This window comes from Planctomycetota bacterium (genome assembly GCA_016125255.1).
Lineage (GTDB): Bacteria > Planctomycetota > Phycisphaerae > Phycisphaerales > Zrk34 > RI-421.
This window is the reverse complement of the sequence record WGMD01000040.1, coordinates 18,325-39,008: the sequence shown is the minus strand read 5'-3', so window position 1 is coordinate 39,008 and position 20,684 is coordinate 18,325. Positions and strand designations below refer to the sequence as shown.

Sequence of the window (20,684 nt, the reverse complement as noted above, 5' to 3'; positions counted from 1 at the left end):
GTTCACGCGGCAGCGCCCCATCCGGGGAACCATCGGCGGCGTCGAGCGTCCAATCCCAAGGAGCGTCCGAATTCCTCAATCCACCTCCCTGGGAGAACGCACATGCATGCGTCCCGCTGTCCCGCGCCCCTGAGCGATGAACACGAATCCGCGAGCGTGAAAGACGAGATCAACGAAGCGGTGGCGGAGTTTCTGCCATGGCTCACCAGCGTGACCTTCCACCTGGGCGTCATCGTGCTGGCGATCTTTCTGGTGATCTTTACGCAGGCGGATCGCGATGAACGCGACGGCGACATGAGCAACGTCATACCAACCTCGAGCATGTACAAGACCCAATCCAGTCTCAACACGACCGACGCTCCGGTATTGACGCCGCGCGCGACCGACCTGCGGACGGTCAAATCGGAAGCGGTGCAACCGGCGGACCCGACGAACCTGAATGCGACAAAGGGCAAGTGGGAGGATCTGATCGGCGTGCAGGGCGGGTCGAGCGCGAAGGCGATCGGCGGGGTCGTCACCGATGGCGGGGCGATCGGGTATCTCGACGCCCCGGCGGGCGCGGTGCCGCCGAGCGTGGTGTACGTCATCGATGCTTCGGGCTCGCTGCTGGGGGATATGAAATTCGTGACCGATGAACTGAAGCGCTCGATCGATCGATTGGGGGCGGATCAGAAATTCACGGTGATTTTCTTTCAGCGGGACATCGCCATCGAACTTCCCCCGCGGGGGCTCAAATCGGCGACGGACGCGGCGAAGATGAGCGCCAAGCGGTGGGTGTCGGCGGATGACGGGAACATTGTGCCCGGCGGTAACTCGAATCCGCTGCCCGCATTGCGGGTCGGGCTGGGGTACCGGCCGGCGGCGATGTTCGTGCTGTCCGACAACATCACCGGCCGGGGGCGATACGAGGTCGATCGCGGCGAATTACTCGCGGAATTGAACAAGCTCGACCCCCAACATCGCACGCGCATTCACACGATCCAGTTCCTTTATCCCGACCCGCTCAACACGCTTCATGAAATTGCCGACGGGCACGGCGGAACTTTTCGGATGGTGCGCGAGTCTGAGTTGCTCGGCCCGCATTCGGGCGGGTCGCCATGACCGTGTTTTGGGGCGTCAAACCGCCGCCCGTGACACGCTTTCGTGCTGGACAATTGACGGAGATTGCGGTTTAATGTTAATCCGCCCCCGGTTCGAGGGGCGTACCTCAAGGGATGGACAGGGAAGCGCTTACAGCGCCATCCGGTCATCTCGACGCAGGAGGCCGATCCATGTGGTTCTGGTTATTTGCGGATGAAGGTTCGGCGGACCCGAATGCGAGCGCTTCGCAACGGATCAATCGCCCCACGCCGCAGCCCAAGCCGGCTGAGGACGCGGAGGCGATCATTGAAGGCGATGAGGAAGAGGAAGAAGAGGAAGCGACCGTCGCGGGGGAAATCAATGAAGTAATGCAGGCGATGCTGCCGTGGATGACGAGCGTGCTGTTTCATCTGGGCATCATCGTGCTGGCGCTGTTTCTGGTGTGGTCGTATCTGATGGTCGAGCCGCCGGAGCAGCCGATCATTCCCGTCGCGCGGTTGAGCGAGAATCCGGGCGGTCAGCTTTCCGAAAGCGAATCGCTGGAGCTTCAGGCGACGCAGAATGTGCGGCAGGTGCAGTCGGAGGCGGTGGCGACGGATCAGTCGCTGGACAATCTCAACAACAATACGGACTCGAAGCTCGAACTCGTCGGCCTGTCGGGCGGCGGGGCGGCGGGCAAGATCGCGCCCTTCGGCACGACGACCGGCACAAGCACGGGCATCGGCGCCAAGTTTTACGGTGCGGGCGGCAACGCCACGAAGATCATTTACGTCGTGGACGCCTCCGGGTCGCTCATCGACACGCTGCCGTTCGTCATCAAGGAATTGAAGCGCTCGATCAGCGAGCTTTCGGACAAGCAGAGTTTCACGGTGATCTTCTTCCAGGCCGGCTCGGCGATCGAGGTTCCGCCGCGCGGATGGAAGAGCGCGACATCGGACACGAAGAAGCGCGTCGCCGACTGGATCACGCTTGAGGCGGGCAACATCGTGCCGCGCGGCTCGACGAACCCCGTTTCCGCGATCAAGCTCGCCCTCGGCTACAAGCCCGAACTGGTGTTCGTCCTTTCCGACAACATCACCGGGCACGGCCGCTATGAAGTCGACCGCGAGGAGCTTCTGAAGATGCTCAACGACGCCAACAAGGATCGCAAGATCAAGATCAACACGATCCAGTTCCTGTACCCCGACCCGCTCAACACGCTCAGCGACATCGCCAAGCAGCACGGGGGCATCTTCAAGAAAATCACCGAAGCGGACCTGGGCCTGCAATGATGCGAACAACGATGAAAATCACGGCGGCGTTGCTGGCGGTGCTGATGCTGGCGGCGGGGGCGGGCGCGGACGAGATTCGCGTGGGCAAGCCCGGCGAGCCGGGCATCTCGTATCAGAACATCCGCGTGACGGGCATGCGCGGCGGGCTGATCTATTTTGTGACGGCCGGCGGCGAGCAGAGCACGGCGGTGCAGAACATTCAGGCGCTGAAGCTCAGCCGGTACCCCGACTATGAGAAGGCCGACGCGGCGATGGACAAGAAGGACTACGCCGCGGCGGCGGACCTTCTGACCAAGATGGTCGACGACATCCGCGAGGACTGGCTCAAGCTTCTGGTGACGGCCAAGCTTACGTTCGCGCTGGACCGCTCGGGGCAGTTCACCAAGGCGATGCAGCGTTTCATGGAACTGAACAAGATGGAGAACGTGGACTCGGATCTGCTCCTGTCGCTGGTGCCGCAGAATCTGCCGGAGGACAAGGCGACGCGCCAGACGATGGCCAAGAACATGGCGATCGAGGTGCCGACGGTGCTCGATCCGCAGGTGCGCGAGGCGCTGACGAAGGTCATGGAGAACCTCAACAAGGCGCCCGGCGAGGCGGTCATGCCCGTCGTCACGCCCGGAGGCCCCGGCGGGCTCGTCGGCGGTCAGGCGGAGGGCGCCCGCGATTATGTACAGGAAATGATCGACAAGAAGGACTTTGACGGGGCGCTGAAGCTCGTCGATGAACAGCTCGGGCAGGAAGGCGCTTCGCTCTCGAAGCTGCTCTATCAGCGCGGGCGGATTCAGGCCGCCCAGGGCAAGGATATGGATGCGGCCGTGTCGTTCATGCGCGTCATCATCCACTTCCGCCCGCACACGACCGAATACTACCTGCCTTCGCTCATCGAAGGCGGCAAGGTTTTCGCGAAACTCAAGCAGCCCGATCACGCCCGCGAGCTTTGGACCGAGGCGCAGGGGCTCGCCAAGGACGATGCGGAAAAGAGTGCGGAGATCGAGAAACTGCTCGGCTCGGTCAAATGAGCCGGCGACACCGATGACAAACCCCGGCGCCGAGGCGACCGGCTGATCCGAATCCGACGACCACGATTGGAAACATTCAAGGAGACGCTCATGCGTTCACGACTGGTGCATAAGGGTTGGGCGATTGCGATGGCGGCGATGGCGCTGATGGCGATGGTGCAGCCGGCCATGGCCCAATCGGCCTCCAAGCCCAAGAGCAACGTGTTCCAGATGTTCTTCTGGGCCGACAACTTCAGCGGCGTGCTGATGATCTGGGTGATCATCCTCATGAGCGTGGCGACGATGGCGCTGATCATCAAGCACGTCATGGACAACCGCATCAGCGTCATCATGCCCGAGGAAAGCGTGCTGGCGTACGAGGAGCTGCTTCAGGAGAAGCGCTTCCGCGAAGCCATCGAGCGGGCGGCGGCGGACGATACGGTGTTCGGGCAGATCATCCACGCGACGCTCAGCGAAGCCGCCAACGGGTACGGCGCGATGGAACGCGCGATCGAGGAGACGACCGACCTGCTGGGCTCCAAGCGCATCCGTGCGATGGAGCTGCTTAACGTGCTGGGCGCGGTGGGGCCGATGGTGGGTCTGTTCGGCACGATCTACGGTATGATCGTGGCCTTCCAGGTCATCGTCGACAAGGGCGGGCAGCCGAACCCGGCGGAACTGGCCGGCGGTATTTCGACCGCGCTGATCACGACGTTCTGGGGGCTGGTCGTGGGTATTCCGGCCGTGGCGGCGGTCGCGCTGATCCGCGCGAAGATCGACAGCATGATGATCGAGATGATGATCCGGGCCGAAGTGCTCATCAGCCAGTTCCAGCCCGGCGCCAAGAAGCAGGCGTCCGGCGGCGGCACGGCGTCGTCGGCTCCGGCCAAGGCGTCCGGCGCCCCGGCGTCGCCCAAGCCCCGTCCGGCCTGATCCTCCGACCCGCGCCAAGGGAGCCCCCCGATGCCCAAAGTCAAAGTCCCACGCAAGGCCGCCATGACGCTGAACCTCACGTCCATGATGGACATCGTGTTTCAGCTCATCATCTTCTTCCTGCTCATCTCCAACTTCGCCGCCGCCGAGTTGCCCAAGCTCGAACCGCCGTACCTCGACAAGCCCGTCGTCATCGACAAGAAGGACCGCAAGAAGGTCATCGTCAACGTCATTCCCGAAGGCACGACCGGCCAGGTCAAGAACCTGCGCGTGGGGGGGACGGATGTGGCGCCCGGCAACTATTCCGTGCTGACCGGCCTGCTGCAGGCGGAAAAGGACAAGGACCCGGAGATCGAGATCGATCTGCGGGCCGACGGCAGCGTGAACTACGAGAACGTCCAGCCGGTGATGAACGCCATCACCGCCGCGGGCATCGGGCGCATCAATCTCGTGGCCTTCCTGGAAGAAAAAGGCAAGTAATTCGCGGCCAGACAGCGTCGCAGTGAGAGCATCGCCATGTCCGAAATGAAACAAAGACCGACCGGCCGCGCCGAGGATCTGCAGCAGGTCAAGCCGACCGAGACCGTCCATCATGAGTCGCGGTCCAAGAAGCCGGCGCAGTCCGGCGTGACCGAACTGAACCTCACGTCCATGCTCGATGTGTGCTTTCAGCTTCTGATCTTCTTCATCCTCACCGCCAGCTTCGCCGTCGGCGAAGGCATCCTCCCCGCCGACCTGCCCGCCGGGCAGGGCAAGGCCTCCAAGGACGAGCCGCCGCAGGGCCAATTGAAGATTTTCCTGCGCAGTCTCGGCGGCGACGACGTGTCGATTCAGCTTGAGGGTTCGCCGACCCCGCCGGGCAATGCGCTGGAACTGTACGCGATGCTCAAGTCGATCCAGAACGGGCCGGACAATCCGTCGGCCCCGTACAACCCCGATGATCCGGTGATCATCAAGCCCGACGGCACGGTGAAGTGGAAGCACGTGGTGAACACCTTCAACGCGGCGGTCCGCGCCAAGTTCACCAACGTCAACTTCGCCCAGCCCAACAAGTGATCCGTTCAGGAAGAGCGATGACTGACCGCACCCGTCACAGCCGAAGCGCCGACAAGCGGGCGACCGAATCGCCGTCGCTGAATCTGACCTCGATGCTCGATGTGTGCTTCCTCCTGCTGATCTTCTTCATGTTGACCGCCGCGTTCGCCGTCGGCGAAGGCGTGCTTCCGGCGGAGATGCCCGCCGGGCCGACACCTGTCGCGAACTTGACCGATCCGCAGCCGCCGCTTCGCATTGCGCTGCGCAGTCTCGGCGGCGAGGATGTGTCGATTCAGCTTGTCGGCTCCTCCAATCCGCCGACGGACTTTAACGATCTGTCGCGCTCGCTGCGGGCGATGCAGCATCGGCCGGACCAGCCGACCGGCGCGTATCTGCCGACCGATCCGATCGACATCGTGCCCGACCGGACCGTGCACTGGACCCATGTGCTCAACGCTTACAACGCCGCGGTGCGGGCGGGATATGTGAATGTCCGGTTCGCCGCCGCTCATTGAAAAAAGAACATGCAACAGCTTCGCCTCACACTCTGGTGTCTGATCCTCCTGCTCGTCAGCTCCGCCGGCGCTCACGCCCAATTGAACCGCCTCGACGATGCGCGCTTCATTCAGGGTCTGCGCGAGCGGCACATGAAGGAGCTTTTGCTCTATTACCTGGACAAGAATCCGCCCAGCGATCCGGTGCAGCTCGCGGAGATCAAGATCGAGCAGCAGATGCTGCGCGTCGAGGACGACAAGGCCGCGCCGCAGGTCCGGGCCGCCGCCGTCGATGACGTGCTCAATGCGTACCGCGAGCTTCTGAAGGTCGCGCCGTTCTCGCATCACAAGCAGCCGATCTGGAAGACGGACATGGCCAAGTTCATTCTCGAGACGGCCCTTCCGTTCAAGTACGTCAACGCCGCCGAGTTCGTCGAGTTCGGCGAGCCCACCAAGGCGCAGCGCAAGGCCTTCGACGATCTGGCCGCCGAAGCGGGCGACATCATGGACGAGGCCGGCGACGACCTGTTCCGGCTCATGGGCGATCTGCCCCGCCGCCGCAACTTCGTCAACGACTTCGACAATACGGGCTTCTGGGCCATGCTGCGCGACGAAGTGGCCGGGCTCAGCGTGCCGTTCTACAAGTCGTGGGCGTTCTATGAATCGTCGATGGTGTCCAAGCCCAAGGACGCCCAGCGCCGGCTCGCCGCGGCGCGCGAGGAGCTGACGCGCCTGCTCGCCGGCGGCACGCTCTCGCCCGCCGGCAAGGTGCAGGCCGAGAGTCTGCTCGGCCGCGTGCTCATCAAACTCAACGCCGCCGACAAGGCGCTGGAGCATCTTGACGTCGCCATCAAGGACGCCCCCAAGGATTCGATGATCCAGCTCACCGCCGAGCTGGCCAAGACCGAAGCCCTGCACCAGCTCAAGAAGGATTCGGACGCGATCAACCTCGTGCATGAGCTGGAAACCAAAGTCCCCGCTTCGCAGTCGCCGGTGCTGCTCATCCTGACCTACGACCGCGAATTCGCCATCTCGGGCGATCAGTCGGTCTATCCCCGTCTTTTCAACAGTTCCGAAGCCGCCCAATGGAAGCCGACGATCGAGAAGTACGTCAACGACCGCATCGTCGAGCGCAGCGCCGCGACGCCCAAGGACCCGAGCAAGCTCGCGTCGATGGCGCCGCTCGAAGTGCTCGCCAACGCCGACGCCATGACCGCTCAGGCCAACGACCTCAAGGCCAAGGCCGGCGAAGCGACCGACAAGGAGGAAGCCAAGAAACTCCGCGGCCAGGCCAACGACATATACAAGAAGGTCGAGGAAGCGCTCAAGGACTTCCTCGCCCGTGACGACAAGACGATCGACGATACGATGCGTGCGCAGGCGCTGTTCAAGCAGGGCGTGGCGTTCTATCAGCATGGCATGCTCTTTGACGCCGCCACGGCGCTCGTCGAATTGGTCGAGAAGTACCCCAAGGACCCGCAGGCGGCGCAGGCCGCCGAGTACGCCGTCCTGCTCGCGCAGGAGGTCTACAGCCAGCACAAGGACAATGACAAGGCGATCGCCGTCTACGACAAGGCGTTGAAGGGTCTTCTGACCAATTTCCCCGACAGCCCCAAGGCGCCGACGATGTGGTACACGCGCGGCGTGTTCCTCCGCGAGCAGAAGCGCTACGACGAGGCCGTCGAAGCATATGAAAAAGTCCCGCAGAATCAGGAGTTCTACATCAGCGCCGCGTACGAGTCGCTCTACTGCCGCGTCGTGCTCTGGCGCGAAATGCCCGCCGGCAACGAGCGCACCGCCGCTTCGGATGTGATCATCAACAAGGCCAACGACGCCCTGCGCCTCTTCGACACGATCATCCCCAAAACCCGCGGCGACCGCGCCAAGACGCTCCTGCATAATCAGGGCGACACGCTGCTCCTGCAGGCGGAAGTCATGGCGGCGGCCGGTCAGGCGGCCAAGGCCTTCACCGCGCTGACCGATTTCGATGTCAAGTACGCCCAGTTCCCCGACCTGGTGACGTCCAAGCGGCAGATGGCCATCAGCATCCTCGTGCAGCTCGGCCGGGTCGCCGAGGCGCGCAACGAGATCGAGAAGTACATCAACGTCCACCCCGATGAGGGCGGGCCGATGATCAAGAGCGTCCTGGACCGCATCAACGAAATGACGCGACAGGCCCGTCTCCGCAACGCGCCCGACGAGGCCAAGAAACTCGCCGAGACCGGCATGGACCTGGGCCAGTTCCTCCTGGACTGGGCCAAGCGCCAGCCCCAGTACGCCAACGACCCCAAGGCGATGTCCGCCTTCAACCTCATCCTCGTCGATCAGCTTCTCAATGCCGAGAAGTTCGACGAGGCGCTGAAGATCTATGATGACCTCTACCAGAAGACCGGCGGGGACAGCAATATCGACGTCCTCTACGGGCGCGGCCGGGCGCTGTTCCATCTCGAAAAATACGACGACGCCAAGGCGATGCTCAGCAAGATCCTCACCCTCGCGCCCGACAAGTCCTCGCCCATCGTCTGGGACTGCTGGGTCATGTACCTGACCATCATGGACAAGGACCGCGAAGCGCTCGCCAAGACCGATGAGAAAGCGGCCGGCGAAACCCAGCGCAAGATCTTCACCTCCATCCTCAAGCTCGAACGCTTCGACAAGGAGCTGGGCGGCGGACGCTATAAGGAAGCGCTCAAACGCCTGGAACTGCGCAATCAGCCGCAGTGATCATTCCGTGCATCCTCCAAATGAAAAACCCTTCGGTCTGAACCGAAGGGTTTTTTTTCATGCCGGAGGCGGGGGGACTTCAGTCCCCCCGTCTTGAAGGATCGCCAATTACTTCTCGGCCTTCTTGGCGTGCTCCATGCCCGCCTTGAACTCGTCGAGACTCAGCGAGCCGTCGCCATCCTTGTCGAGTTTGGTGAAGCGCTCCTTGGCCTTGTCGGCCTTCTCGCCGGTCAGCTTGCCGACGAACTCTTCGACGCTCAGCTTGCCGTCGCCGTTGGTGTCCTTGTGCTTGAACACCGCTTCGACATCGACCGGCTTCTTGGCGTCTTCCGCCTTCACGAAGTTCGCCGCGCCCACCAGAACCACCGCCGCCGCAACGATTGTCATCCAATTACGCATACCGGTTCCACCTTTGTGAAACAATTGTGATCGCCCAGACGCAAGCGGGAAACACTCCCGTCTGCAGGCGATAACATTTAACGCCGGCCGAATCGCCTTATTGCAAAGCGCGACCTTGACGCCGACCCGCCGCGCGGGTACATAACACCCGCCCCGCCAGAAGTTTGTACGCAACATCGTGACGCCACTATAATTCGTCACACACGCTGAAAGGGCTCCGTTGTCACACGAGATTCAAAAAACCCTCGCGGAGCGGCTGCGCGTCCTGGTGCCCTTCGGCCTGGGCTCCACCAAGCCCAAGCACTTTCGCAATATGGCTTCGATTGTCTGGGAGAACCGCGACAATCTCCCCTATGCCTGGAAGGTCCTGAGCAAGGGCGTCTGCGACGGGTGCGCCCTGGGCGTCGCGGGGTTTCACGACTGGACCATCTCCGGCGTCCATCTGTGCCAGACGCGACTCAATCTCCTGCGTCTGAACACCGTCGGCCCGATGGATCACACGATCCTCGGCGATGTGAATCGCGTCCGCGACCTTTCCAACAAGAAGCTCCGCAAACTCGGTCGGCTGGCGTACCCCATGCTCCGCGATGCCGGCGATGCGGGCTTCCGCCGCATTTCGTGGGACGAAGCGATCGGCCTCGTCGCCGGGCGCATCAAGGCCAGCGATCCGAATCGACTGGCGTTCTTTCTGACGAGCCGGGGCATCACCAACGAGGTGTATTACGTCGCGCAGAAAGTGGCGCGCTATCTGGGAACCAACAACGTCGATAATGCCGCCCGACTTTGCCATTCGCCTTCCACCGGCGCGATGAAGCCCACGCTCGGCGTCGCCGCCAGCACGTGCAGCTACCGCGACTGGTTCGGCACGGACCTGATCGTGTTCTTCGGCTCCAACCCCGCCAATGACCAACCCGTCTCCACCAAGTATCTGCACCAGGCCAAAAAACTCGGCACGCGCGTCGTCCTCGTCAATCCCTACCGAGAGCCCGGCATGAAGCGCTACTGGGTCCCCAGCACCGCCGGCAGCGCCGTCTTCGGCACCGACATCGCCGACGACTGGTTCGACGTCGCCAACGGGGGCGACATCGCGTTTCTCTACGGCGTGATCAAAATCCTCATCGAACGCAACGACTATGACGCCGGTTTCGTCGTCAATCACGTCGCGGGTTTTGACGAACTGCGCCAACAGGCGGCGAAGCTCGATTGGCCGATGCTCGAAAAGCGCAGCGGCCTGTCGCGCGCGAGCATGACCGAGTTCGCCGACCTGATCGCCAAGTCGCCCAACGCCGTGTTCGTCTGGTCGATGGGCATCACGCAGCACGTCTTCGGCGCCGACGCGGTGCAGATGATCCTGAATTTAGGCCTGATGCGCGGCTACGTCGGGCGCGACAAGTGCGGGCTCATGCCCATCCGCGGACATTCGGGCGTGCAGGGCGGGGCCGAAATGGGCGCTTACGCCACCGCCTTCCCCGGCGGCGCGACGGTCAATCCCAAAAACGCCGCGGCCCTCAGCCAGCATTACAGCTTCGACATCCCCGATGCGCCGGGCCTCCAATCCGTCGAGATGGTCGATGCCGCCCTGCGCGGCGAGCTGGACCTGCTCTATTGTCTGGGCGGCAATTTCCTCCGCACGTTGCCCGATCCCGATTACGTCACGCGCGCGATGGCCAACGTCCCGCTCCGCGTTCATCAGGACATCATTCTCACGGATCAGATGTTCATTGACCCGATGGCGGGCGGCTCGGTGTTGCTCCTGCCGGCCCAGACACGCTACGAACAGGAAGGCGGCGGGACGGAGACGACGACCGAACGCCGCGTCGTGCTCAGCCCGCAGATTCCACGCCAGGTCGGCGAAGCGCGATGCGAATGGCGCATCCTGCGCGACATTGCCGCCGCGGTCGATCCGGCCCGGATGCCGCTGTTCGGCTGCGACAGCGGCGAGGCGATTCGCGCGGAGATCGCGCGTGTGGTTCCCATGTACGCGGGCATCGAGAAGCTCAAGGCCGGGGGCGATCAATTCCAATACGGCGGGCCGCACCTGTGCCAGGACGGCAAATTCGCGACCCCCGACGGCAAGGCGCATCTCCGGGCGCCGGAGGTGCCGGACACGGAACTGGCCGACGGCGAGTTTCATGTCACGACCCGGCGCGGCAAGCAGTTCAACACGCTCATCTACGCCGACCGCGATCCGCTCACCGGCGCGGATCGCGATGCGGTGTTCATGCATGCCGACGACGCCGCGGCCCTGAAGCTGCGCCATGGCGATCCCGTGGTGCTCGCCAATGACGTCGGCCGCTACGCCGGCCGCGTCCTGATCGCGCCGGTGGCCCGGCGCACGCTTCAGATTCTCTGGCCCGAAGGCAACGTCATCATCCCCCGCGGCGCCTGCGACCGCCTCGGCGGCGTCCCCGACTACAACGCCCGCGTCCGCATCGAACGGGCCGGGGCCGCAACGTAATAATTTGAAGGGTTTTACGTAATGCTAGAACCGGCGAGGACCGCACACTACAATGTTTTCCCGCCGCCAGGTGTCCCGCTGACGATCCCAACGTCGAGGAAACGATTCATGATCAGAAAAGCAATGTTGATGAGCGTGTTGTGTGTTGCGGCCATGTCGATGGCCGCGCGGGCCGAGAAGGTCGATTTCGCCAAACAGATTGTCCCCATCCTCGCCGACCGCTGCTACAAGTGTCACGGCGTCGAAAAGGACAAGGGCGGCCTCCGGCTCAACACCAAGGAAGCCATCCTCAAGGGCGGCGATGATGCGAAGACCTTCGTGGCGTCCAAGCCCGCTGAGAGCGAAATCTTCAAGCGCGTCAGTCTCCCCGCCGACGACGAAGACATCATGCCCCCCAAGGGCGATCCGCTGACGAAGGATCAGCAGGAACTCATCAAGCAGTGGATCGCGGAGGGCGCGGACTTCGGGGCGTGGACCGAGGACAAGAACGCCGCGGCCCCCAAGGGTGAAGTCCTGCCGCAGGTCCCCGCCGCTGACGGGAAGGCGATCGAGAAACTCGCTTCACTCGGCGCGCTGGCCATGCCGCTCGCCAAGGACACGAACCTCATCAACGTCGACTTCCGCGCCGAGGCGGACAAGATCGGCGACTCGCATCTGGTGCACCTCAAGCCCGTCGCGACGCAGATCGCCTGGCTCAACCTCGCCAACACGAAGATCACCGACGACGGCCTGGCGCAGCTTGAGGAACTTAAGAACCTCCGCCGCCTGCACCTTGAGAAGACCGCCATCGGCGACGCCGGTCTGGCGCACCTGAAGGGGCTATCGGAACTGCGTTACCTGAACCTGTATGGCACGAAGGTGACGGACGCGGGGCTGGCGAACCTCAAGGGGCTGGCCAATCTCGAGAAGCTTTACCTGTGGCAGACGGCCGTGACGGATGCGGGGGCGGCGGACCTTCAGAAGGCCCTGCCGAATCTTCAGATCGACCGCGGCTGGACCGCACCGAAGGAAGAGCCCAAGGAGGCGGGCAAGACCGCCGACGCCGGCGCCGCGATCAACGGGACCTGCCCCGTGTCGGGCAAGCCCGTGGATGCCGCCCAGTTCTCCGAGTTCCAGGGCCAGAAGATCGGCTTCTGCTGCGAGAAGTGCAAGGCGAAGTTCGACGCCAACCCCGCGGAAGTCGTAAAGAAGGTCAAGGAATTCAAGCCCGCCGCGTGATTGAATCTCATCATCGCTGACCCCCAAGCCCTCACCCCTGTGAGGGCTTTTTTTGTGCCTCCCCCCGCTCAATCCGCCGCGATTCCCCGCACGTTTTGAGCACGCTCATCAGATCACATTTAGGCTAAATGCTAAATATCAACCGCGGATTTTCCGACCGGTCGGCGAGGATGACGCGCGGGCGATTATGATGAACATCATGCACGATCACGATGCGAGCACCACGCGTTCGATCACGCGACTTGACGGCTTGTGCGCCCGGCCGACGGACGATCGACTGGCCGTTGAGGAGCCCCTGGAGATTCGGCTCGGCGACGCGCCGCTGGCGGTCACCATGCGGACGCCCGGCGACGACCTGGACCTGGCGGCGGGCTTCTGCCTGACCGAAGGCGTCGTCGCCGAGCCGGGCGATGTCGCGCACATCGAACTCGATGCGCAAGCCAAATGGGGCAACATCGCGCGCGTCACGCTGACCGATGCGGCCATGTTGCAGCGTGCGGAGCGCATCGAAGCGGCGCGCCGCCAATGGTTCGTCTCCAGTTCCTGCGGCCTGTGCGGCAAGCAAACCATCGACCGGCTCATGCAGGAACTGCGCCCCCTGCGCGGCGATTTCACCATTGATGCGGCGACCCTGTCCTCCCTGCCGACCAAGATGCGGCGGGCGCAATCGACGTTTGATCAAACCGGCGGGCTGCACGCCGCGGCGCTCTTCACACCGACCGGCGAACTGATCGCGCTCCGCGAAGACGTCGGCCGGCACAACGCGGTCGACAAAGTCATCGGTCATCTGTTGCGGGAAAACCGCCTGCCGGCGGACGAAGCCGTGCTCATCGTGTCCGGCCGATCGAGTTTCGAGATCATGCAGAAGGCGGCGATGGCGGGCATCGCGCTCATCGGCGCGGTCAGCGCGCCGTCAAGCTTGGCGGTCGATTTCGCCCAGCGCGTGGGTCAGACTCTCGTCGGTTTTCTGCGTGAGAATCGGATGAACATGTATGCCCATCCGCAGCGGCTGCGAACGACATAGCCGCACCGCCACGCGTGTCGCCCGCACCGGGGCATGGCTTCGATCACCCACAATTTTTTCGATCGCCATACGAAAACGCCTCCCCCGCGGTAAATAGTGATGGAAATCCGACGGCAAAATTCGCAACAGGCGACGACCGCATGGCGGAAATCAAGAAACGACAGCAGTTTATTGCTCTCTTCGAGGCCTCGCAGGCCGAGCTTTTGCGTTATCTGATGGTGCTTTTGCCGCAGGCGGACGATGCGGCGGACGCGCTTCAGGAGGCGGCGGTGGCGCTGTGGGAGCGCTTTGACACCTACGAGTCCGACAAGCCGTTTCTGCCCTGGGCCTACCGCTTCGCCTATCACCATGCCCTCAAGCACCGCGCCAAGGCGGGGCGGCGGGTGCGCATGCTCTCCGCCGATGTGCTCGAAGCCCTCGCCGACTGCGTCGCCAAGCTCTCCGACGATGACCAGTCCCTGCTTCAGCATCGCTACGCGCGGGCGATCACGATGCAGCAGCTCGCCGCCGACACCGGCCGCAACATCCACACGATCTACAAAACCCTCGAGCGCATCCGCCGCAATCTCATGGACTGCGTCAACACGACCCTCACGCGGGAGGGCACGCCATGACGCACGAACTCGAAAGTCTGCTCAGCGCCTGGTGCGACGATCGGCTCGACGAAGCCGCTCAGCATCAGCTTGAGTCGCTTCTGCGCAAAAGCGCCGAAGCGATGGACTTCACGCTCATGTACATGGATCAGCATGCCGCGCTGGTCGCCCCGCGGCCTGTGTGCATGGCGGTAAGCTCGAAACTCGAAACACGAAACTCGAAAAAGATCAGCCCTTCCCCTTCGCGTTTCAAGTTTCGAGTTTCGAGTTTCTCCATTGCCGCCCTCATCGCCCTCGCCGCCGCGCTCTACTTCGTCTTCCTGCCTTCAACTCCCCACTCCGCACTCCCCACTCCGCACTCCAACCCTCCCGCGTCTTTCGCCATCCTCTCCGACCTCTCGACCGATGCGCAATTCGCCGATGGCGAGCGCCCCCTCGGCGAAGGCCTCACCGCCCCGATCAAACTCACCGCCGGCAAAGCCCAGCTCATGTTCCAATCCACCGCCGTCGTCGACCTGACCGGCCCGTGCGAATTTGAAATGACCGGCCCCAACCGAGGCAAACTCACATCCGGCCGACTCGAAGCATACTGCCGCCCCGAAGCGCACGGGTTCACGGTCGATCTGCCCCACGGGGCGCGCGTCGTCGATCTGGGCACGCGCTTTGACCTGACGATCGATCCGCTCGGTGCGGCTCAAGTCGAGGTGCGCGAGGGCCGGGTCCGACTCGAGCGCGACGGCGAGCCGGACCGCATCATGACCGTCGGCCGGATCGCCCGCATCGCCGGAGACGAACCGACGTGGTTGGACGATCTGAATCACGCCCGCAGCCCGACCGTCTTTACCGCAGGCGCCGCCGCGCTCGATCCGGATCAGTGGCTCGCCGTCACGATCGATCCCGCCGCCGTGAGCGTCGATCAAGGGCGGATCAAACTCGTCAACCGCGGCTGGCTCGCGACCCGCCGCCAGTACGATCCGCATGAGCGCGACCTGCGCGCCGCGGGCGTCGTCACCATCGGCTCGCCCGATGACATCCTCGGCTTCACGACACGCGCCAGCATCGAGCGGGACAACGACAAGGCCGGGCCGATGCTTGGGCTGTCCGTCGTGTATTACCCTGACGTCGGGCGCATCCGCATCTACGCACCTTCCGATGCGGTCGTGACGAACGTCCGCATCGACGGGTCGATGATCGTGCGGCCCGACGACGCCTTCGAGTTCGAACTGATCGACACCGGCACGTCGATTTCATTCAACGCACGCAAACGCGCCGACGCCGACCCAGCCGTCACGCTGACCGCCGACGTCGACTACGTCGGACCCGCCAACCATGTGATCGTTTTCAACCGTGAAAGAACCAGTGCTGCTCACACCGCCTATGTGAACGAGCTGACGATCGGCCCGTCGAATAAATCGCACACCAACAGACAAATGGAGAATTGAACCATGAAACACGGGACAAAAGGAACCCATCGCATGAATGATTCGCTCCCGCGCCTTGCCCTGGCATTGCTCATCATGGCTGTCGCGTCCCGTGTCGACGCGGCCCTGTTGACCGTCGGACCGCTCGCCAACGCGTCTTTCGAGTCGCCCGCCACAGCCGTCGGGACGCAGAACGAAACCATGACCAGTTGGACCAGCAGCGGCATTGGCTCGCGTGTCGAGACTCCCACGACCGCGACCTTCTCCAACCAGTTCAGCACCCCGACGCGTAATGTCCCCGATGGCGATCAGGAATTCGTCCTCTTCTACGGCAGCGTCGCCGGCCAGCAGGGCTTCGCCTATCAGATCCTACAGGGCACGACCGACGCCAATCCCGCCCTGCACAATCTGACGGTCAACGAAGTCGCCGGCCGATCGATCGAGGTGAGCTTCTGGGTCGGCCGCGGCTTGACGGTCAGCACCTATGAAGATCAGAACATGCGCTTCCTCGTCGGGCTTCAGAACAACACCGCGGGCACGTATCAGAGCACGGTCAAGTACGACAAGCTCGCGTCCTCGCAGGCGGGGACGATTGTGCTGGGCATGGCCAAGGACGAATGGCGTCAGGTCACGGCCACGCTGAGCGTTCCGACGACGCCCTCCAACGGCACGGACCTGCTGCGGCTGATGTTTCTCGTCGACTCGACCAACACCGCGCGCAGCACGCACATCGACGCGGTGGCCGTCAAGCTCGTGCCGACGCCCGCGGCGCTGCCGGCGGGACTTTCGCTCCTTGGATTATTGACCCTGCGCCGACGGCGCTGAATCGATTGTTTGCCTGCTCGCGACGCGTCAGCGAAAGCCGGCGCATCGCATTGTCCGAACAGGTCACCGTCCGCGCCGTTTAAGGCAAACTCTGGCGGGTTTGGGCTCGACGAATCGAGCCGGCGGCCGGATGGTGACGTCGGATGCCGCACGCTGCTCGTCCGGCGGCGATGATGGGAAGGCAACTCATGCAACGTCGCGCGTTCAGCTATGTAGGTCCAAGTCAAGTGCTCCCGTTTGGGGGGTGTTTGATCGTGGTCGGCAGCGGTCGGTCAGCTATTGGCGCTCGCGGTCGCGGGGATCGGGCGCATGAGATCGTGTACGAAGCCGCGGCGGCGTATTCACACTCGGACGCTCGAGGGGGCGTTGAGCCCGTGGCGTATGAAAGCAGTGACGCTCGCGGCGGCATGTCATCGCTTGCCGGCTCGATCGGATCGGTTCATCACGATGTTGACGCTTCACGCGGCGTGTCGATAGGCAGCCCCCTTTTTGTGTGCGGCACGCATCCACAGCAGCATCCGGCGGGCGACGGCGATGATCGCGCGTTTGCCCCCGGTGCGTTTGCGGATGCGCAGCCAGAGGCGTTTGACCGAATCGTCGCAGCGCACGGCCACCCACGCCGCCTGCACCAACGCCCAGCGCAGTTCACGCGAACCGGCCTTGGCCAGCTTGCCCGTGCGGACGGTCGTGTCGCTGCTGAAGGTGCGCGGATTCAGACCGGCGTAACGCGTCAACGCATCGCGGTCGGCGAAGCGGTCAAAGTCGCCGACTTCCGCCAGCACCGCCGCGGCGATGAGCACACCCACCCCCGGAAAGCTCATGAGCCGCTGCGCTTCGTCGGCCCAGCGCGGCTGGGCGAGCGTGGCCTTGAGCGAGGCTGCGATCTGATCGAGCTGACGTTCGACGAGCACCATCTCGTCGACCGCCATCTCAAGCTGGCTCACCAGATGCGCCGGCAGCTTGTCGCGCTGGGCCTTGAGGTAGCGCATGAGCTGCGGCGCTTTCATTCGGGCGGGGCCGGGGCGGTTGACCTGATGCATGATGGCCTGGACGCGGTGCAGGCAACGCGCGTGCTGGCGGGACAGATAGTGGCGATGACGCGTCACGTCCCGAAGCGCCGCGATCTGCGACGGCGGCGCCCAGGCGATCGGCAATCGACCCGCCGCCAAAAGCTCCGCCACGTTCAAAGCATCGTGACGATCCGTCTTGATCCGACGACCCGCCAGCGCCCGGCACTGCGTGGCGTCCGCCAGCAACAGCTTCTCAACGATCGGCTCCAACAGATCCCAGAGCCAGCGGTAAAACCCCACCGCCTCGATCGCCACCACGTGCGGCCGGGGCAACGCGCTGAAAAACGCGACGACCTGCGCCCGACACTTGCACGCGATCGTCGTGAACGCGACCTGCCCCGTCGCCGGGTCGAGCACGGCGATCGTCATCTGCGCCTTGTGCAGATCAACGCCGACGCACCAATGGTTCTGGAAAGCGGTGAGTGAATGTGCCATGAGACGGTCCTCCATGTAGGGATGGGTTCAAGCTCCGAGCACGTGCTCGATAGCAAGCCTATCGTGTGCCGAGCCGGCCGGTCCCTACATGGTTTCACGCTCATTGAACTCCTCGTCGTCGCGGCGGTCATCGCGCTGCTGACGGCGATCCTGTTGCCGTCGCTGACGCGGGCGCGGTATCTGGCCAAGCTCGTGCAGTGCGAGGCGAATTACCGGCAGTGGGGCGTGGCGTGCATCGGTTATGCGTCGGACAATCTCAGCTATCTCCCGCAGTTCGGACCGGGCCAGAGCACGGGGCATAACACATGGGACACGGGCAATGGTCTGTTGCCGTCGCTGATTCCTTATGGGCTCACGTGGCGGCAGGGCGGCGGGCCGTGGTACTGCCCGCTTCGCTATCACGCTTCGCAGGACGCCGCCGATCAGAACGCGGCGCTTGCGGCGATGCTCTATCCCGGCAACAAGTTCTCGATCATCCCGCATAACTGGTGGGTCCCGCGGCACGATACGAGCAACTACTGGTATCCGAGCACGCCGACCCATCCCATGGGGTTCTTCTCAAAAGTCACCGATGGCAAGCCCGTCGATCATCCGATCGTCAGCGACATGTTGTATGCCCCGCTCGGTACGGGCACGACCCCGTCCTATCGGCAGGGCGGGCACGTGTGGAACGACGCGGTCGAGTCCACATCGCTGCTGTATGTCGACGGCCATGTCGGGCTGCACATGCAAAGCGACATCACGGTCCAGTGGCAGGGCAACTGGGATAATCTGAATTGAATCGGGCGGGCGATCACGACGGTCCCGCCGCACTTGCGATACCCACACACTGAGAGCGATGGCGATGCAGGGTGGGCGATGCAGGGTGTCAGGAACCTTTTCCCGGCCTGTACGAACAGCAGTGGTCCATGATTTTCCAGCCACAGGGCAAGATCACCCTTCCGTAGCCGCCGATCATCGGGATCCGCGCCGCCGGCAGGTTCAATGCGTTAGGACCGCGCGCTGGTTGGGGAGTTTCACCCGCTTCACGCCGCGCGCCGCTCGCATGGTGCGCACCAGAGCGGCGAAAATCGCACGGGCGCGTCGCGGTGTTGATGTAAGTCCCGCAAAAGCGCGCACGGGGTTGGCGACGCCCACCGCGCCGATGCGCACCGGGCGCGCAGCGTCGGGCCGGGGGCCAACCCGGTGCGCGAAAAGTTGCGATATGGAGCGGGGAACGAGGGCGCACGGAAGTGGTGGAAAATCGGGGGCGTGCCGCGCGGGTGTGAATGGGGAACGGGACGCAGTTGCGGGCGCATGAAGAAACCCGCGGATTCAATCCGTGGGCTTCATGGGTTCAACGAATGTTGTGCTGCTTATCGTCCGCCGACGGTCAGGTCGGTCATCTTCTCGACGTTGCCCGCGGCGATTTTGTCGAAGCCGGAGCCCAGTTCGCCGATCGGGTCGGGCGGGAGGATTTCGACGACTTTCTCGCCGAGTTTCGCCTTGCCGCTCTTGACCTTTTCCTCGAATTCCTTGCAGTGTTTGAGCAGGGTTTCGAGAATCTGTTCTTCGGGGACGTTGGCGACCTTCTGGCCCTGCACGTAGATGATCCCGCGTCGATCGCCGGCGAAGATGGCGACATCGGCGCCTTCCGCTTCGCCCGGGCCGTTGACGATGCAGCCCATGACGGCGACCTTGATGGGCAGCACGATCTCCTCGGCGAGCTTCTTGCGCACATCCTGCACGAGCGTGTACAAATCCACCTGAATGCGCCCGCAGGTCGGACAGGCGATCAGGTCCACGCCCTTGCGCTCCCGCAGTTGCAGACAGTAGAGCATCTCCAGCGCATCCTCGACTTCGTACACCGGGTCGGAGGCGTAGCTGATGCGGATCGTGTCGCCGACGCCGGAAGCGAGCAGATGACCGAGCGGCACGCACGAGCGGATCATCGCCGTCTCGCGCGGCCCGGCATGGGTCACGCCCAGATGCAGCGGATGATCAAACCGCTTGCTGATTTCGGTGTACGCCTCGATGACGAGCGTCGGGTCGGGGCTTTTCGCGGAGATGACAATGTCGTGGAAATCGTTTTCGTAGAAGATGTCCAGGTATTCTTCGAGCTTGGTGATCATGATCGCCAGGAAGTGGGCGTGTTTGGACGTCGAGAACACGCCGCCGAGCTCCTTCATGCGCTTCTGCTTGTCCTTGCGCTCGATGATGGAGCCCTCGTTGACGCCGATGCGGATGGGGATTTTGCGTTCCTTGCACGCGGCGATGACTTCCTCGACTTGTTTGCGATCCTGGATGTTGCCGGGGTTGAGTCGGATTTTATGGACGCCGGACTCGATGGCTTCGAGGGCGCGCTGGAAATGAAAATGCACGTCGGCGACGATGGGGACCTGGACCTGCGGGATGATTTCCTTGAGGGCCTGGGTGTCTTTCTTTTCGGGGACGGCGACGCGGACGATGTCGCAGCCGGCGGCGGCGAGCTTGTGAATCTCGGCGACGCACTTGGCGATGTCGTGGGTGTACCCGCTGGTCATGGACTGCACGGCGACCGGGGCGTCACCGCCGATTTTGACGAGGGTATGGGTTTGATCGCCGAGGGTGACCTGCCGTGTTTTGCGTCGCGGGAGCATAGGGGCTGCCTCTCCGGGCCGTCGGCCGGGATTGCGGGGAAGGAAGATGCTTGCGGTGGCCATTTTAGCGGATACCGCCCGGTAG

General features: G+C 63.5%; 18 protein-coding genes. 15 read left to right on the top strand and 3 right to left on the bottom strand.

Translation table 11 applies throughout. The features are described 5' to 3' along the window. Positions 1-102 precede the first annotated feature (102 nt). From GC162_20840 to GC162_20805, 8 genes are all read left to right on the top strand, one after another. The gene (locus GC162_20840) at positions 103-1,101 is read left to right on the top strand and encodes a hypothetical protein (protein ID MBI1371084.1); all 999 of its coding nucleotides are present in this window, start codon (positions 103-105) and stop codon (positions 1,099-1,101) included. Between the two features lie 113 nt (positions 1,102-1,214). Beyond that, positions 1,215-2,351 carry a hypothetical protein gene (locus GC162_20835; protein MBI1371083.1) on the top strand — a complete coding sequence of 379 codons (1,137 nt, stop codon included), beginning with the start codon at positions 1,215-1,217 and terminating at the stop codon, positions 2,349-2,351. Positions 2,352-2,362: 11 nt separating this feature from the next. After that, the gene (locus GC162_20830) at positions 2,363-3,373 is read left to right on the top strand and encodes a hypothetical protein (protein ID MBI1371082.1); all 1,011 of its coding nucleotides are present in this window, start codon (positions 2,363-2,365) and stop codon (positions 3,371-3,373) included. Positions 3,374-3,463: 90 nt separating this feature from the next. Further along, positions 3,464-4,285, top strand: a complete 822-nt coding sequence (locus GC162_20825; protein MBI1371081.1) for a hypothetical protein — start codon at positions 3,464-3,466, stop codon at positions 4,283-4,285. Between the two features lie 30 nt (positions 4,286-4,315). Continuing rightward, the gene (locus GC162_20820) at positions 4,316-4,765 is read left to right on the top strand and encodes a hypothetical protein (protein ID MBI1371080.1); all 450 of its coding nucleotides are present in this window, start codon (positions 4,316-4,318) and stop codon (positions 4,763-4,765) included. A 36-nt stretch (positions 4,766-4,801) separates the two neighbouring features. Continuing rightward, positions 4,802-5,341: a hypothetical protein gene (locus GC162_20815; protein MBI1371079.1), complete on the top strand. Its 540-nt coding sequence runs from the start codon at positions 4,802-4,804 to the stop codon at positions 5,339-5,341. Between the two features lie 17 nt (positions 5,342-5,358). Then, positions 5,359-5,835, top strand: a complete 477-nt coding sequence (locus GC162_20810; protein ID MBI1371078.1) for a hypothetical protein — start codon at positions 5,359-5,361, stop codon at positions 5,833-5,835. 9 nt (positions 5,836-5,844) lie between these two features. After that, entirely contained in the window at positions 5,845-8,538 is a 2,694-nt protein-coding gene (locus GC162_20805) for a tetratricopeptide repeat protein (protein ID MBI1371077.1), read from the top strand. A 108-nt stretch (positions 8,539-8,646) separates the two neighbouring features. Here the strand turns inward: GC162_20805 and GC162_20800 are convergent, their stop codons facing one another. Beyond that, positions 8,647-8,937 carry a hypothetical protein gene (locus GC162_20800; GenBank protein ID MBI1371076.1) on the bottom strand — a complete coding sequence of 97 codons (291 nt, stop codon included), beginning with the start codon at positions 8,935-8,937 and terminating at the stop codon, positions 8,647-8,649. A 220-nt stretch (positions 8,938-9,157) separates the two neighbouring features. Between GC162_20800 and GC162_20795 the strand changes: the two genes are divergently transcribed. From GC162_20795 to GC162_20770, 6 genes are all read left to right on the top strand, one after another. Beyond that, entirely contained in the window at positions 9,158-11,395 is a 2,238-nt protein-coding gene (locus GC162_20795; protein ID MBI1371075.1) for an FdhF/YdeP family oxidoreductase, read from the top strand. Positions 11,396-11,416: 21 nt separating this feature from the next. Further along, positions 11,417-12,613: a YHS domain-containing protein gene (locus tag GC162_20790; GenBank protein MBI1371074.1), complete on the top strand. Its 1,197-nt coding sequence runs from the start codon at positions 11,417-11,419 to the stop codon at positions 12,611-12,613. 199 nt (positions 12,614-12,812) lie between these two features. Beyond that, the gene (gene fdhD, locus GC162_20785; GenBank protein MBI1371073.1) at positions 12,813-13,637 is read left to right on the top strand and encodes a formate dehydrogenase accessory sulfurtransferase FdhD; all 825 of its coding nucleotides are present in this window, start codon (positions 12,813-12,815) and stop codon (positions 13,635-13,637) included. A gap of 140 nt (positions 13,638-13,777) precedes the next feature. Beyond that, entirely contained in the window at positions 13,778-14,251 is a 474-nt protein-coding gene (locus GC162_20780; protein ID MBI1371072.1) for a hypothetical protein, read from the top strand. Then, entirely contained in the window at positions 14,248-15,672 is a 1,425-nt protein-coding gene (locus tag GC162_20775) for a hypothetical protein (GenBank protein ID MBI1371071.1), read from the top strand. Before GC162_20780 ends, GC162_20775 begins: the two co-directional genes overlap by 4 nt. Before the next feature lie 33 nt (positions 15,673-15,705). Next, the gene (locus GC162_20770; GenBank protein MBI1371070.1) at positions 15,706-16,476 is read left to right on the top strand and encodes a hypothetical protein; all 771 of its coding nucleotides are present in this window, start codon (positions 15,706-15,708) and stop codon (positions 16,474-16,476) included. 458 nt (positions 16,477-16,934) lie between these two features. Here GC162_20770 and GC162_20765 read toward each other — a convergent pair whose 3' ends face one another. Beyond that, complete coding sequence (locus GC162_20765) at positions 16,935-17,996, bottom strand: IS110 family transposase (GenBank protein ID MBI1371069.1); 1,062 nt, start codon at positions 17,994-17,996, stop codon at positions 16,935-16,937. Between GC162_20765 and GC162_20760 the strand changes: the two genes are divergently transcribed. Beyond that, entirely contained in the window at positions 17,973-18,761 is a 789-nt protein-coding gene (locus GC162_20760) for a prepilin-type N-terminal cleavage/methylation domain-containing protein (protein ID MBI1371068.1), read from the top strand. The genes GC162_20765 and GC162_20760 overlap by 24 nt on opposite strands. A 575-nt stretch (positions 18,762-19,336) precedes the next feature. On the opposite strand, the gene ispG is transcribed toward GC162_20760, so the two are convergent. Further along, positions 19,337-20,599 carry a flavodoxin-dependent (E)-4-hydroxy-3-methylbut-2-enyl-diphosphate synthase gene (ispG, locus tag GC162_20755; protein ID MBI1371067.1) on the bottom strand — a complete coding sequence of 421 codons (1,263 nt, stop codon included), beginning with the start codon at positions 20,597-20,599 and terminating at the stop codon, positions 19,337-19,339. Positions 20,600-20,684: the final 85 nt, after the last annotated feature.